Here is a 15118-nt window from a genome sequence, read left to right as displayed (position 1 = left end):
CTCGATCCTGCGGGATCGAGGCCCGCATCTCTACCTGATGTCTTGGCCCGCAACACGGATCACATGACTCGCGTTCAGTTCGGAGATGTCGGCCACGCCCATCAACGCGAGCGTCCGTACGATCTCCGCTCGGAGGATCTCGAGCACGTGCACCACGCCGTCCTCGCCGCCGGCGGCCAGTCCGTACAGATACGGCCTGCCGATCCCGACGGCACGTGCTCCGAGCGCGAGCGCCTTGACTACATCGGATCCGCGACGAATGCCGCCGTCGAGATACACCGGCACCCGGTCTCCGACCCTGTCGACCACCGCGGGTAGGGCGTCCAGGCTCGAGAGTGCGCCATCGAGCTGTCGCCCACCATGATTGGAGACCATGATGCTGTCGGCGCCGAGGGCCACCGCCTTGCCGGCATCCTCGGCATCGAGGATGCCTTTGACGCAGATGGGGCCGTCCCACCACTCCCGGATCTGCGCGAAGTCGTCCCAGCACAGGTCGGGTCGCATCAGCGTCTGCTGCGCCTTGGCCGACCGAATCGCGGCCGCCGGTCCACGTTCGTCGTCCAGCATGCGGGAGGACACCCGCTGGTGCCTGAGGAATCCGTAGGACCACCCCGGGCGCAGCGCCGCGTCGAGAGTTCGTCGCGGCGTCAGGGTGGGTGGGATGCCCATGCCGTACTTGCGCTCACGTTCGCGGTTGCCGGCCACCGGAACGTCCACGGTGACGAACAGCCCCCGATATCCCGCGCGACCGGCACGATCGATGAACTTCTTCGCTAGTGGCTCTCCCGTCGCCTGGCTGGTCCAGGGATAGAGCTGGAAGAAGTGATCCTGGTCGGTCGCCGCCGAGATCTCCTCCACGGTGTAGCTGGAGGCGGTCGAGATCACCGCGCGCGTCCCGGCACGCTCGGCGGCGCGGGCGGCACTGCGCTCACCGGTCCAGTGCGTCAGACCGGTCATGCCTGTCGGACAGAGGAATACGGGAAGTGACAGCTCGACACCGTCGACCTCGGTCGACAGTCCCGTCCCGTCGGCGCCGGTCAGCACACGGCTCCGGAGCCGCCAGGCGTCGAAGGAGTTCTGGTTGGCCCGGAGGGTTGTCTCGTCCTCGGCACCACCGTCCACGAACGACCACACCATCTTGGGGAGCGCGCGGCGGGCCTGCCGCCGGTAGTCCTCGACGGTGATCGGTTCGCGTTTCGCGAGCCACTGGAAATTGATGGCGGTCAACGGTTCGAACCCCTCTGCGAGATGGTGGATGCACGTGCGGACGCGACGGGCCCCGGGCCGCGGCCGGCCCGAGGGTCAGCGGAAGTTGTCGGGCACCGGCGACATGTACGTGTCGCCGCCGTGCGTCGAGATGCGCAACTCTCGTGATGTGATGAACTCCAGGAGTACCGGGCGGCCCGCCTCGGTCTGTGCGATTCCACGCTTGAGGGCATCGGCGATCTCGCTCGGATCGTCGATGCGCTCGGCGTACGCACCCAGTGATCGGGCCATGGCTGTGTAGTCGCCCGAGATGTTCATCGTGCCGAACTTCTTCTGCGACAAACCCATGGCGTTGGTCTCCATGGCCATGTACGAGTTGTTGAACAGAATCGACAGGACGGGGATGTTCTCTCGCACGCAGGTTTCCAGCTCGAGACCGGTGAAGCCGATCGCGGCGTCGCCCCAGACGTTGATGCACAACTTGTCGGGGTGAACGAGCTTCGCGCCCATCGCGAGGCCCAGTCCGTATCCGAGCTGCGTCGTCTTTCCCCATCCGAGGTAGCTCAGCGGTTCGACGGACTTCCAGAAGGGGGACAACTGATCTCGCGGCGAACCGGCATCGTGCGTGATGACGGTGTCCGCGGGATCGGTCGCCTGGATGAGTTCCCAGATCACCCGATATGCGGAGACCGGACTCTCGTCGGAGGTGAGCAGCGGCATCCATTCCGCCATCCATGCATCGTGCACCTGACGAATCTCACGCGCGACGACGTCGCTGTCTCGAACGGCGCCGCCGGTCATCTCGCTCACCGCCTCCGACAACGCGTCGAGGGTGAGAGCGGCGTCGCCGACCAGCCCGACTTCCACCACGACGGCATTGTCGAGGTGGGCAGGGTCCAGCGTCGCATGGATCACGCGCTTGCCCTTCGGGATCGTGACTCCGAAGTCGGTGGGGGTGAAGCTGCATCCGATACCGAGAATGACATCGGCGTTCCCGAGGAAGTGATGGACCGTGCGCGGCATCGCTCGTCCACCCGTGCCGAGGGCCAGTGGGTGGTTCTCCGGGAAGGCGCTCTTGCCTTCCTGGCTCGTGGTGACCGGGATCGCCAGCATCTCCGCCAACTGCTGGAGTTGCGGCCAGGCCTGCGCGTAGTGCACACCCTGGCCGGCGTAGATGACCGGGCGCTCGGCGCCGACGAGCAGTTCCGCGGCGCGCCGCACGGCGTCCGGATCGGGGCCGGACCGGGTCCGGACGACCGGCTGGTACTCGAAGGGCTCGTCGACGTCCTCGAACCACATGTCGCGGGGGATTTCCACCACGACCGGCCCTCCTCGTCCGTTCTTCAATCGGCTGAAGGCTCTGCGGAAGACGGGAACGACCTGGTTCGGGTCGTTGATCGGTTCGACGGACTTCGAGATCGACCGCAGGCTGATCGTGGAGTTGAAGTTCGGGTCGAGGTGGGCCTCGTCTCGGCGATAGCCCATCGGGAGCACCAGGATGGGCACGGACTCGCCGTACGCCTGGGCGACGGCCCCCATGCCGTTCTCGATGCCCGGTCCGTGCTGGGTCGCGTACACGCCGATCTTCCGACCGCTGGTCACTCGCGAGATCGCATCCGCGATGTGTCCGCCCGTTCGTTCGGCCCGGGTGATCACCGGACGGATGTCGGCGTCCGCCGCGTATTCGAAGACATAGTTCAGGGGGTATCCGCAGACGACGTCGATTTCCTCGGCCTCGAGAATGCGGGCGACTGCTTCGCCGAACTTCATGGGATTCTGCTCCCTATCGTTCAGGCGCACTTCGAATCGAAGGCGCTCGGCCGGTGGTGATCGATCGGCCGCGGAGTCGCAGCGACGCCGATCGAAAGGATGTGGCTAGCCGTTTGGCTAATATTAGGGCGCGGCGCTTGGATGTCAACACCTTTCGCGATGGTGTCACCCCAGGGCGTGCGTACACTGACGCCGACCGGGCAGACGGAATCGGAGGCGGGATTGTGAACGCGCGTGAACGAGACGTGGCGAAGATCGTGGCGGCCGCGTCCGACCTGTTCGCCGAACACGGTCCGGCGCGCGTTTCCCTGCGGGACATCGCGCGCGCGGCCGGAGTCAACTACGGACTGATCCACCAGTACATCGGCTCGAAGGACGACCTGCTCAAGCTCGTCTTCCGTAGCTCTTCCAGCCGATGGTCGACCTCGTTCGCCGAGGCGGAGGGTGTCGAAGCTGCCGTGGACTATCTGATGCGCCCGAAATCGACCGTCTACGTGCGCATGTTGGCGCATACCCTGCTGGAGGGGCGCGATCCCGGAAAGCTCCTCGAGGCATCGTCGGCGCTGCAGGAACTGAGTCGGCGACTGCGTGAGGAGGCCGGCGCGGACGACGACCTGGACGCACGCATCCAGGCCGCCGCGATGACCTGTACCGCGATGGGGTGGGGGCTGTTCGGTCCGTTCATCCGGGTGATCGCGGGCCTGGAGGACGAGCCGGAACCCGAACTGACCGAGCGGGTGTACAGCTACGTGCGGAATGCTGTTCTCGGGCAGCAGCACCCGGATCAATAGCTATTCGCTCATGACCAGCGACACCTTGACTTGGCCCGGAACGGGGCGCACCGCCGCGGTGAACGCATCCTGCACCTGATCGATCGGGAAGGTGTTCGTGACGTAGGTGTGCGCAAGATCCGGATGTTCACCGAGGTATCGGATCGCCGCGGCGAGGGCGGTGGATCGATCACGGGTCACCCCGGAGACGAAGGTGAGGTTCTTGCGGAGGAACTCCATCAGCGGGAAGGGATACACGGGGTCGTCGGGCAGTCCGAAGTAGTAGATCCGGCCTTCCGGCGCAGCCGCGGTCACGAGATCGGTCAGAGTCGAAACCTGATGCCCCACGGCCTCGATCAGGATGTCGGGACGTTCGTCCGGCAGGATACGAGCGGCCCACATGTCGCTGCTCCCACGGACGAACTCGTCGACCCCGAAACTTGCGCAGACATCCGCCTTGTCAGCCCGGTCCACCCCGATGACACGGGCGGCACCCCGGGACGCGAGAACGTGCGTGAACAACACGCCGATCGGCCCGAGTCCGATCACCGCACAGACCTTGCCGTCGACCCGGCCGATCTGGTCCACCGCGTACAGGACGCAGGCGAAGGGCTGGAGGAGGACCGCTACCTCTGCCGGGAGATCGGCGGCGTACGGAGCGAGTTCGTCGCCCTCGCAGACCGTCAGCTCGGCGAGCGCGTCGCAGCCACTGGCCCAGCCCACCACCCGATCACCGGGCTGCAACCGGTGATGACGAGACGACACGACGACTCCGGCAATCTCGTGCAGGGGAAACCCCGGCTTCGACTGGGTGGTCGAGCCCTTCCACAGCCAGGACTGCCGGCCGAGGAACAGCGGAAGATCGCTGCCGCAGATGCCTCCCGCCAGAGTCCGGAGCAGGACCTGGCCGTCTTCGAGATCATCGGAAGTCAACGACGGCATCTCCACCCGCTGGAACTCGGACGGGCCCGTCAGTTCGTACGCCCACATCGGTTCGGTCTTCCTTCGGTCGGTCGGCAACGGAATCCTGGTCGGTTCCTGGTCGGTCTTCACCTGAAGGACAAGGTGACCTGGTCGAGTGTCTCGCTGAAGGTGAACGGGACGCGGTAGTCCTCGGAGACCGGAGAGCCGGTGTCCGTCCCGGCGTTGAGGCCCTCGAGGTAGGTCATCCGCCACGGTGCGGTGTTGTCGATCGTGCCGCGACCGACCGGGGCGCCATCGCACAGGAGGGTCACATCGGCGGTGCTACCGCGTTCCTCGGTGCGCAGCTCCACGCGTACCTCGACGACGTGCTTGCCCGGTGGCAGGGTCGATTCCGCAGTGACGCAGTAGCGTTCCCGGCCGAGGAGGTTGTAGTGATACGTCAGCCTGCCGTCGAGGAAGTAGAGGGCGTGCCCGCCGAATCGTCCGCCCTGTGACAGCAGCATCCCGTGCGCTCTGTCGGTGTCCGACACGATGTCCGCGGTGACGGTGAACGACCGGTTGGTGATGTCCGGCGCGGCACCCGGCGGCACCCGGGTGGTGCCGGCGTAGTAGGTGAACGAGGGGCGGCCCAGTGTCGGGTTCGGCTTGGGCGGGCCCGGCCGATCGACCTTGCCAGGTATCACCGGAAGCACCTGATTCTTCTCGGCCTCGATCCAGAACCGGTCTATCAGCACCGGGAGCAGTTCCGGGCGCTCGGCGGCCAGATCCCTTGCCTGACTGTAGTCTTCCGCGACGTGGTACAGCTCCCACTGTCGTTCGTCGATGGCCACCGAGCTGGTCGAGAACTCCCACGGCATCTCGGTCGGGGTGGTCGCCGCCACCCATCCGTCGTGGTAGATCGCGATGTTCCCCATCAGCTCGAAATACTGGGTGACGTGGGTCGACGGTGCGTCCGGGCTGTCGAACGTGTACGTCATGGGCACACCGCTCATCGGCAGCTGCGGGACACCGCCGACGACGGCCGGTGCCGCGATCCCGACGATGTCGAGGATGGTGGGGACGATGTCGACGACGTGATGGAACTGGGAGCGGACACCGCCGGTGTCGGTGATCCGTGCCGGGTAGCTCATCACCATTCCGTTGCGTGTCCCGCCGAAATGCGATGCCACCATCTTGAACCACTTGAACGGTGAGTCCGTGGCGTGCGCCCATCCCGCCGGAAAGTGGTTGTAGTGCATCGGCCCGCCGAGTTCGTCGAGATGTTCGAGCAGGCGCTCGATGCCGTCCTCCATCCGGTTGACGTAGGTCATCTCGTTGAGCAACCCGTTCCGGCCACCCTCCGGGCTCGCGCCGTTGTCGCCCTGGATGTAGATCACCAGGGTGTTGTCCAGTTCGCCGATCCGGTCGAGCTCATCGAGGACGCGGCCGATCTGCGCATCGGCGTACGCGAGCGTCGCCGCGTACACCTCCATCATGCGGGCGGCGACGACCTTGTGCTCCGGGGACAGTTCGTCCCACGCGTCGATCTGATCGGGGCGTGGCGTCAGCTCCGTGCCGGGCGGAACCACGCCGATCTGAATCTGGCGCTCCAGGGTGGCGGTCCGTAGCGCATCCCATCCACCGTCGAACCTGCCGGCGAAACGGGCGATCCAGTCGGCAGGTGCGTGGTGCGGTGCATGACACGCGCCGGTGGCGTACTGGACGAACAGCGGTTTGTCCGGCGACGCCGACTTCTGACTACGCACCCATTGGATCACGTTGTCGGCCAGGTCTTTCTCCAGGTGGTAGGTCGGATCGTCGACCGGAGGTTCCACCGGTGTGGTGCCGTCGTAGAGGGCCGGTGCCCAGTTGTTGGTGCTTCCGCCGAGGAATCCGTAGAAGTGCTCGAAGCCCATTCGGGTGGGCCAATGGTCGAACGGCCCCGACGGGCCCGTCTCGAAGTCCGGGACGTTGTGGTACTTGCCGAAGTGGGCCGTCGCGTATCCGCCGGTTCGCAGGATCTCGGCGACGGTCGCGGCACTGTCGGGGATGGCGCTGGTGTATCCGTCGTACGCGAGCGCCATCTCGGTCACTCGACCGGACGCCACGAGGTGATGGTTGCGTCCCGTCATCAGGGCGGCGCGGGTCGGGGAACACATTGCCGTGGTGTGGAACTGGGAGTATCGCAGCCCGCGTTCCGCCAGCAGGTCGAACGTCGGTGTGGGTATCGGTCCACCGAAGGTGCTGCTGGCGCCGTAGCCCACGTCGTCGGTCATGATGACCAGCACGTTCGGGGCGCCTTCCGGGGCCGCCGGGCCGACGGGCCATTCCGGCTTGTCGCTGTCGGCGGGAACGCGGCCGTAGCGGTGTCCGGTCTGCTGTGTCGGGGCGCCGTCGTCCATACGTTCCTCCAGGATCGCTGAGAGTATCAAACGTTTGCTGCGTAGATGCGATCCAGGTCACACCGTCGCTGCGTGAACTGCAACGGAACTTCCCGCTGAGTGGAACGGTCGGGTGCGGTGGCATGCCGTGCCGGCGGGGGTTCTGCCGCTGGGGGATGGTTCGATTCCGTTTCGCCTCTTGCGATTTCCCGACTCCGCGGAGGATGCTGTGATCGCCGGATCGGCCGATGTTCACCGTGGCGAGTCCACTAGCCGAACGGCTGGACATTGCATCGATGCTTGCTAGAGTCGTCGACGATCGATCCTCCGGTCGCCGGTCACGAAATACTTTGAGTTCGTGCCTGTTTCAGGCGCCGGAGTGAAGCGTCTGTCACCTACATCCGAGTATGCGGATGCCCGCGTCCGTGTATTCGGTGTTGCTGCAGTGTCCCGTCTTATTCGTACCGATCGTCGAAACAAGGGGAGCTGATGAAAAGACTTCGCGGATCTGCAACCGCATCCGTTGCCGTTATCGTGACCGCAGCTGCACTGATGAGTGGTTGCGGCGGTGGCGCAGCCACACAGACCCTGTCGGGAGAGGTCGACCCGTCGGCGATTCTGAGGGTGTCGTCGGCCGCTCCGACGCGCAATCTGGATCCGCATCTGCAGGCCACGTTCGGAGGAGTGGGCTACCTCGTTCCGATCTTCGACCGCCTCACCGTCGTCGACAGCGACGACAATCTGCAGCCGGGACTGGCGGAGTCGTGGGAGTTCGCTCCGGACGGCGCCTATCTGGAGTTGAAGCTGCGTCAGGGGGTGACGTTCCACGACGGCACCCCGTTCGATGCGTCGGCGGTGGCCGCGAGCATCGAGCGCGGTAAGACCATGGAGGGCAGCACGGTGGTCACCGTGCTGAAGAGCATCTCGGGTGTCGAGGTCGTCGACGATCACACGGTGCGCCTCCGTCTGGAACCTGGAGTGGGTGCGGAGCTACCCGGTGTGTTGAGCTCGAACGCCGGAATGATGATCAGCCCCAAGGCGATCGCAGCCGGCACCGACATCCGGAGCGACCCCGGCCTGAGCGGTACCGGCGCCTATGTCGTGAAGAGATACGTGCCCGAGGAGTCGTTGAGCCTGGTCCGAGCCGAGGGAACGAACTGGGATCCGGAGGCCGGCAAGCTCGCGGGCATGGAGCTCACGTGGATAGCCGACGCGAGCACCAGGCTCAACGGACTCCGAACGGGTGCGACGGACCTCAGTTGGGTCAGTTCGGCGAGCGAGGTCGTCGCAGCGAAGTCCCTCGCGGACACCGGCGCACTCGAACTGAACGAAGTTCCCTTCCGCACCCTGCTCGGCGTCTCGATGCGATCGCAGGGCGATCTCGCGAAGCCCGAGGTCCGGCAGGCGGTGGCGTCGGCGATCGATCCCGCGGCGATCGGCGCGCTGTTCTCCGATCTGTGCACCCCGAACCGTCAGTTCTATCCGGCCGGGAGTTGGCCGGCCGATCCGACCTACCGGTACCCGTACGAGTTCGACCTCGAGAAGGCCCGGAGCCTTGTGCAGGCGGCCGGTGGGGCGAAGGTAACGCTGACGTTCGCTGCCGGTACCAACACGGAGAAGCCCGCGAACGTAATCCAGGAGGCGCTGTCACAGGCCGGGATCGACGCGGAGCTGAATCCCGTGCCGAACACGCAGTCCGGTCCGCGCTACGCCGCGGGAGACTTCGAATCCTTCGTCTCCAATGATTTCAGCGCGAAGATCGATCCGGCGGAGACGGTGAACACCTATCTCCTCGGTCAGTGGGGCCTGTCCAACGGCAGCCCTGAGATCGCGGAACTCGCTGCGAAGGCCGCGAACCCGACTCTGACGCAGGACGAGCGGGCCTCGCTCTATCACGAGATCTGGGACGAGACGTTGCAGGAGACGATGTACGTGCCGATCTGCAACCTCACCAACGCCACGATCTCGAACGGCAGAGTCGTCGGAGCGGACGACATGCCCTGGCGCAGTGTCGGCGTCTTCGATCTGCGTCATGTCGGTATGACCGACTAGAGGTGGGATCCCCGGGCCACGGCTGTGGCCCGGGGATCGGGGAGTTACGGCCGCAGGGGCTCGAGCGACAGCATGTCGATGTCGATCAACGTCGGCCCGGGTGTGCTCAGCGCCTCCGCGAATGCTGCGTCGAACGCGGCAGTATCGGCAACCCGAACCGATCGGACGCCGAAAGACGAAGCAAGCTGGGCGAAATCGGGAGTGGCGAGGTCGACGTCGTGCAGTTCGCCGTCTCCGATCCGGGCCTCGATGTTGCGAAGCATCTGATAGCCGCTGTCATTGAAGAGGCAGATCACCACGGGCGCCTGTACCTGGACGGCGGTGGCCAGCTCACCGACGCTGAGCATGAAGCCGCCGTCACCCTGCAACAGGACCACGTGCGATCCGGACGCCACTGCGGCTCCGATCGCCAACGGTAGGCCGGGACCGATTCCCGCGGCCGTGGACCGGATCGACGTGCGCGGTTCCCAGATGTGGAGCAGGCCTTCGCCCCAGACGTAGGCCGGTACGGTCGCGTCGCGGACCACCACGCCGTCACGCGATCGCCGGCGGTTGATCGACTCGCAGATCGCGAGATGGTCGCGGCCGGCTTTCGCGCTCAACGTGTTCCGCATCTCGGTTGCCGCTGCACGACCTCGGCCGATGTGGGTCGACCGGGCGGCGAGGTGTTCGGTGGGAACCTCCGGGAGTTCTTCCGCCAGCATCTCCAGCCCGATCCGAGCGTCACCGATCACCGATACCTCTGCCGGATAGCTGCGCCCGACAACCGACGGGTCGATGTCGAGGTGGACCATCCGACTGGGGAACGGGACCGTCCACTCGCCCGTCGGATACTGCTGGAATCTGGTGCCGACCGCGAGGAGGACGTCGCAGTCGGCGACGAAGTCCCGCATCTCGGCGGTGGTGGCGACCGCGCCGAGGGACAGTTCGTCGTCCTCCGAGATGGATCCTCGGCCTTCGCGACTGGTCAGCACCGGCGCGTGCCACTTCCGGGCCAGATGTTGCAGCGCTTCCGCAGCATCCGAGCGGATCACGCCTCCACCGGCCCAGATCAGTGGCCGACGAGCCGTGGCGAGCGCGGCGCCGGCCCGGACGATCGCGTCGGTGGACGGTCGCGTCCGGCGCATCGGCCTGCCCGCTTCCGCGTCGAGGGCTCCGACGTCGATCTCGATGTTCTCCTGCTCCTGCAGATCTGTGGGTATCTCGACGGCAACCGGTCGTGGGCGCCCATGTACCGCCGCCCGCCCGAGTCGGACGATCGTCTCGGCGATCGCGTCCGCGTGCTCGACCGTCCGGACCTCGCTGCAGACGGTTCGGAGCATCGCGGCCTGATTGTCGGCTTCATGGACGTAGCCGAATCCTCGACCGAGATATCGTGATTCGACCTGGCTGGTGATCAGCATGACCGGTGACGACGCATGGTGGGCCTCGTACAACCCGCCCATGGCGTTCGCCGTGCCGGGGCCCGTGCTCACGATTGCGACGGCCAGTCGACCGGTCGTCCGCGCGTATCCGTCCGCCGCGTGTGCCACACCTTGTTCGTGTCGACAGCCGACGACACGGATGCGACCACGTCGGTGAAGCGCCTTCAGGATGGCGAGATTGTGCGCACTCGGAATCGTGAAGACGCATTCCACACCGAGTGCTTCGAGTGCGAGTGCAACTGCCAGCCCGCCGTTGCCGGCGACTGAACCGGGGGATGTCCTGTCCGTCATGTTCACTGGGTCCTTCCAGGCGTCGATTTCGATCCGGCCTCGGCTCGGGAGACTGCTTTCAGGAAGACGGGATCGCCAGCCTGGCGTGCACCGCACCGTCGACCGGAACGAGTGCGCCGTTGACGTACGCCGCGTGATCGCTGGCGAGGAACGCCGCGACGGCGGCGATGTCTTCGGGAACGCCCAGTCGACCGGACGGGATCTGGGCGGCGTACGCGTCCGCACCGCCGGGTAGCGTGTCGAGCCAGTTCAACAGCCCCGGCGCCTCGATGGAACCCGGGGAGATGACGTTGGCGCGAATGCCGCGAGGACCGTATTCGACGGCGAGGCTGCGGGTGAGACTGATCATCCCGGCCTTGGCCGCGCCGTACGCGGCGAGCCCCGGGACGGCGCCGATCCCGGCGCCGGAGGTGGTCGAAAGGATGACGCCGGACTGCTGCTCGAGCATGACGGGAAGCGCCGCCGCGACCCCGTAGAACATCGAGTGCAGATTGAGTTCGACGATGTCCGCGAACTCCTCCGGGCTGACCTCGCAGGTCGGCTTGGGCGTCTGCCCGCCGGCGTTGTTGTACAGGATGTCGAGGCGCCCGAAACGATCGACGGCCGTTGCGACGAGGTCGGCCATCGCGGTCGGCGACGTCACGTCGCCGGCGACCGCCAGCGCCCGTCCGCCTGCGGCCTCGACGATCTCGGCGGTCTGCCGAGCTGTGCCTTCGCCGATGTCGTACGCGACGACGGTGGCGCCGTCGCGGGCGAAGCGCAGTGCGCTCGCCCTGCCGATGCCGCTGCCGGCTCCGGTGATGATTGCGATCTTGCCGTCCAGTGGGCCGGTCATACCTGTCCTCTTCCTGTTCGTATTCCTACGCGGAGCCCATCAGTTTCTTCGACTTCTCGATCGTGCCCAGAAGAAGGCCGTCTCGTGGAAACGCGCTGTGCGCCTTGGCTGTCTCGAAGTGGTCCGACGTGATCCACAGGGGACCGTCGGCCAGGTGCTCGAGGCCTTCGCGCGCCACGTCGGCCGGGTCTGCCAGCCCCGGCAGAGCGTCCAGGTTCAACCCGAGTCGTCCGAGGGCCGGCGTGCGTGTCGCGCCGGGAACGAGTTCGAGAACGTGAACGCCGTACGGTGCGAGTTCGAGCCACAGCCCCTCGGCGAACACGCGACTGAAGGCCTTGGCGGCCGCGTAGAAGGTGATGTCGGGGGTTCCGAGGTATCCGGAGATGGATCCGAGGAGCAGGATGCCGCCACGGCCGCGGGCCTTCATGTCGGCGCCGAACAATTGGGTCAGCGCCAAGGGCACGGCGATGTTGAGGTCGATGGTCTGACGTACCTTCTCCAGGTCCGCGTCGACGAACTTGCTGGCGTAGGCCCCCGCGCCCGCATTCACGACCAGCAGGCCGACCTCGATGTCGTGCGTGGTCTCGCGGACCCGGTCGAGGGCGTCCGGTGCGAGCAGGTCGAGAGCGAGGGTGCGGACCTCGACGCCGTTGCGTCGAGCCGATTCGGCTGTCGCCTCGAGCGGCTCCGGCTTTCGCGCGATCAGCACCAGATTGAGGCCGGCTCGGGACAGCTGTTCGGCAAAGGCGGCGCCCACGCCCTCGGACCCGCCGGCGATCACGGCCCACGGCCCGTAGTGATGGAGGTCGATCATGAGAATCCCTTCCGTTGATACGCCAGGGGCTGGTCCGATCGGAATCGATTGGAATCCAGTGACTTCCGGAGATCGAGTCGATCTCTGCCACGCCGATCGAATGCTCGACGTTCCGAACGCGGGGAGCGTATCAAGCATTTGCTTCGTACGGAAGGGGTTTGGCGCGGAAGGGGCTCGGGTCGATCTGTGGACCCGGCCCTTCCGTCAGGGGCGGGGCCGGACGCCGTCGAGGTAGACGGAGACGACGGCATCGGCCAACTGCTCGATGCCGAACTCGGCGGTGGGGGCGAACCATCTCAGCGACAGCCACACCGCGTCGCGAATGAGGCCGTAGAGAATCTCGGCGGGAAGGTCCGAGCGGAACTCGCCCGTCTCGATGCCGGAGTGGATCACCGACATCCACGCATCCTTCGTGGTCTTGGCCGCGTCGCGAATCTTGCGGTGAGCACTCAGTGTGCGCAGGTAGGCGCCGTTGTTCTGGTAGATCTCGGATGCGTGCGGATGTGCCTGGCTCACCCGGAACGAGGCCTTGACCAGTTCGTCAAGTCGTTCCCGCGGATGGTGCGGGGTGGCGAGGATCGCGGTGTACTCGCTGGTGAGGTCGTCGAGGTACTGCGTGACGATCAGTTCCGCGATGGCGTCCTTCGACGGGAAGTAGTGGTAGAGGCTGCCCGAGAGGATGCCGACTCCCTCCGCGATGTCGCGGACCTTGGTGCCGGCGATTCCTTTCTTGGCGAACAGGATTGCCGACTGCTCCATGATCAAGGTGTGGCGTTCGGACCACTCCATCGTCTTCCTCCGCTCGAGTCGTGTGACCCGCGTGAAACTCGGGTCTCCAATCAGGCTATATGACGTAGCAAACATTTGTTACATGCCGGCGCGGTGAGTTCGCTGCAGGTCCGGGGCGGCCCGGTGACGTGGGGGGAGGCGTCGTGAGTGACGGTGGGGGCGGAACGGGCAGGCGAGTGCAACAGGTTCCAGTTCGGCCGGAATCCGGTTATCGTGTCGGTGACCCGGGCCACACCGGCCGATCCGGCGCGACGGGCGCGCGCAGCGCTGCCTTCGCGTCCCGCGCATGCAGAAGGAACACACATGACCGACGCGCTCGACGACCTTCTCCACCGCCCGCGTTTCCTGGCGGACCTGCTGATCACCGCGCTTGAGCGCAACGCGAACCGGCCGGCGCTCTACCTCGGTGACGTCGTGCTCACCGGCGGTCAGATGCGCGACCAGATCAGCTGTTTCGGGCAGGCGCTCGAGTCGCTCGGCATCGGCAAGGGCTCCTCGGTCGCGATGCTCTCGAAGAACCGTCCCGAGGTGCTCATCAGCGTCGGTGCACAGATGATCCTCGGCTGCCGCAACACCGCGCTGGCGCCGATGGGCTCGGTCGATGACCACAGCTACATCCTCGGCGACGCCGAGATCGAGACGCTGATCTTCGACCCGACGGCGTTCGAGGGCCGCGCCGCCGAACTGAAGGCATCGGTGCCGTCGCTGAAGAATCTGTTCTCGCTCGGCCCGTCCGAGGTGGGCGTCGACATCCTCGAACTGGCCCAGAAGTTCAGCCCGCAGCGCCTGGTCGCCGCCGACGTCGACGGCGACGACCCGTCGAGCATGGTCTACACCGGTGGCACCACCGGCAAGCCGAAGGGCGTGGTCAACACCTTCCGGTCGGGCGTGACGCTGCCGCAGATCCAGATGGCCGAGTGGCAGTTCCCGGACGAGATGCGGTTCCTCGCCTGCACCCCGCTCTCGCACGCGGGCATGGCGTTCTTCGTGCCGACGCTGATGCGCGGTGGCTCGCTGGTGGTGCTGCCGGCGTTCGAACCCGGCGCCGTCCTCGAGGCGATCGAGAAGTACAAGATCACCTCGACGATGTTGGTGCCCACCATGATCTACATGCTGCTCGACCACCCGGACCTGAAGACCCGCGACGTCTCCAGCTTGCAGACGCTGTTCTACGGTGCCGCCGCGATGTCGCCGTCCCGGCTGCAGGAGGGCATCGCGAAGCTCGGTCCGATCTTCTTCCAGTACTTCGGCCAGAGCGAATGCGGCATGACGATCACCGTCATGCGCAAGGAGGAACACGACCCGGAGAACGTCGAGCGCCTCGCGTCGTGCGGGCGCCCGGTGCCGTGGCTCGACGTCCGCCTGCTCGACGACGACCTGAACGAGGTCGACCAGGGCGAACTCGGCGAGATCTGTGTCCGCGGCCCGCTGGTGATGAAGGAGTACTGGCGCAAGCCTCAGGAGACCGCCGAGGCGCTGCGCGGCGGTTGGCTGCACACCGGCGACATCGCGCGCGCCGACGAGGACGGCTTCCTCTACATCGTCGACCGCAAGAAGGACATGATCGTCACCGGCGGCTTCAACGTGTTCCCGCGCGAGATCGAGGACGTCATCTCCGGGCACCCGGCAGTCGCGTCCGTCGCGGTGGTCGGCGTGCCCGACGACAAGTGGGGCGAGGCCGTCAAGGCCTGCGTCGTGCTGCGGGACGGCCAGAACGTCGAGGCCGCAGACCTCGTCGAACGTGTCCGGGCGGCAAAGGGTTCGGTGCACGCGCCGAAGACCGTCGACTTCGTCGACACCCTGCCGCTGACGCCGATCGGCAAGCTCGACAAGAAGGCCCTGCGGGCGCAGTTCTGGGCGGGGGCCGCGCGCTCGGTGTGACG

General features: G+C 66.2%; 11 protein-coding genes. 3 read left to right on the top strand and 8 right to left on the bottom strand.

Annotated elements, in window-relative coordinates; all coding sequences use genetic code 11:
• Positions 1 to 30: 30 nt before the first annotated feature.
• Complete coding sequence (locus IJ15_RS0110070; RefSeq protein ID WP_051918720.1) at positions 31 to 1227, bottom strand: alpha-hydroxy acid oxidase; 1197 nt, start codon at positions 1225 to 1227, stop codon at positions 31 to 33.
• A gap of 75 nt (positions 1228 to 1302) precedes the next feature.
• Entirely contained in the window at positions 1303 to 3006 is a 1704-nt protein-coding gene (locus IJ15_RS0110065; RefSeq protein WP_269321480.1) for a thiamine pyrophosphate-requiring protein, read from the bottom strand.
• A 215-nt stretch (positions 3007 to 3221) separates the two neighbouring features.
• On the opposite strand from IJ15_RS0110065, the gene IJ15_RS0110060 reads away from it, so the two are divergent.
• The gene (locus IJ15_RS0110060; RefSeq protein ID WP_231569486.1) at positions 3222 to 3767 is read left to right on the top strand and encodes a TetR/AcrR family transcriptional regulator; all 546 of its coding nucleotides are present in this window, start codon (positions 3222 to 3224) and stop codon (positions 3765 to 3767) included.
• On the opposite strand, the gene IJ15_RS0110055 is transcribed toward IJ15_RS0110060, so the two are convergent.
• Both IJ15_RS0110055 and IJ15_RS0110050 read right to left on the bottom strand, forming a co-directional pair.
• The gene (locus tag IJ15_RS0110055) at positions 3768 to 4799 is read right to left on the bottom strand and encodes a zinc-binding dehydrogenase (protein ID WP_331281022.1); all 1032 of its coding nucleotides are present in this window, start codon (positions 4797 to 4799) and stop codon (positions 3768 to 3770) included. It lies immediately after the preceding gene.
• On the bottom strand, positions 4796 to 7051 hold the full coding sequence (locus tag IJ15_RS0110050) for an arylsulfatase (protein WP_051918716.1): 2256 nt from the start codon (positions 7049 to 7051) through the stop codon (positions 4796 to 4798). Before IJ15_RS0110050 ends, IJ15_RS0110055 begins: the two co-directional genes overlap by 4 nt.
• A gap of 513 nt (positions 7052 to 7564) precedes the next feature.
• On the opposite strand from IJ15_RS0110050, the gene IJ15_RS0110045 reads away from it, so the two are divergent.
• On the top strand, positions 7565 to 9082 hold the full coding sequence (locus IJ15_RS0110045; RefSeq protein ID WP_231569485.1) for an ABC transporter substrate-binding protein: 1518 nt from the start codon (positions 7565 to 7567) through the stop codon (positions 9080 to 9082).
• Positions 9083 to 9126: 44 nt separating this feature from the next.
• On the opposite strand, the gene IJ15_RS0110040 is transcribed toward IJ15_RS0110045, so the two are convergent.
• The 4 genes from IJ15_RS0110040 to IJ15_RS0110025 form a co-directional block, all read right to left on the bottom strand.
• A complete protein-coding gene (locus IJ15_RS0110040) occupies positions 9127 to 10797 on the bottom strand; it encodes a thiamine pyrophosphate-binding protein (protein ID WP_156112073.1) in 1671 nt (556 codons plus the stop codon).
• A gap of 58 nt (positions 10798 to 10855) precedes the next feature.
• On the bottom strand, positions 10856 to 11632 hold the full coding sequence (locus IJ15_RS0110035; RefSeq protein WP_031938207.1) for an SDR family NAD(P)-dependent oxidoreductase: 777 nt from the start codon (positions 11630 to 11632) through the stop codon (positions 10856 to 10858).
• A 25-nt stretch (positions 11633 to 11657) separates the two neighbouring features.
• Positions 11658 to 12446, bottom strand: a complete 789-nt coding sequence (locus tag IJ15_RS0110030) for an SDR family NAD(P)-dependent oxidoreductase (RefSeq protein ID WP_031938206.1) — start codon at positions 12444 to 12446, stop codon at positions 11658 to 11660.
• Positions 12447 to 12650: 204 nt separating this feature from the next.
• Positions 12651 to 13235: a TetR/AcrR family transcriptional regulator gene (locus tag IJ15_RS0110025; protein ID WP_031938205.1), complete on the bottom strand. Its 585-nt coding sequence runs from the start codon at positions 13233 to 13235 to the stop codon at positions 12651 to 12653.
• Between the two features lie 303 nt (positions 13236 to 13538).
• Between IJ15_RS0110025 and IJ15_RS0110020 the strand changes: the two genes are divergently transcribed.
• The gene (locus IJ15_RS0110020; protein WP_031938204.1) at positions 13539 to 15116 is read left to right on the top strand and encodes an AMP-binding protein; all 1578 of its coding nucleotides are present in this window, start codon (positions 13539 to 13541) and stop codon (positions 15114 to 15116) included.
• Positions 15117 to 15118: the final 2 nt, after the last annotated feature.

It is taken from the genome of Prescottella defluvii (genome assembly GCF_000738775.1).
GTDB lineage: Bacteria > Actinomycetota > Actinomycetes > Mycobacteriales > Mycobacteriaceae > Prescottella > Prescottella defluvii.
Note: the sequence above shows the minus strand (reverse complement) of the source record. Positions and strands in the feature narration are given on the sequence as shown.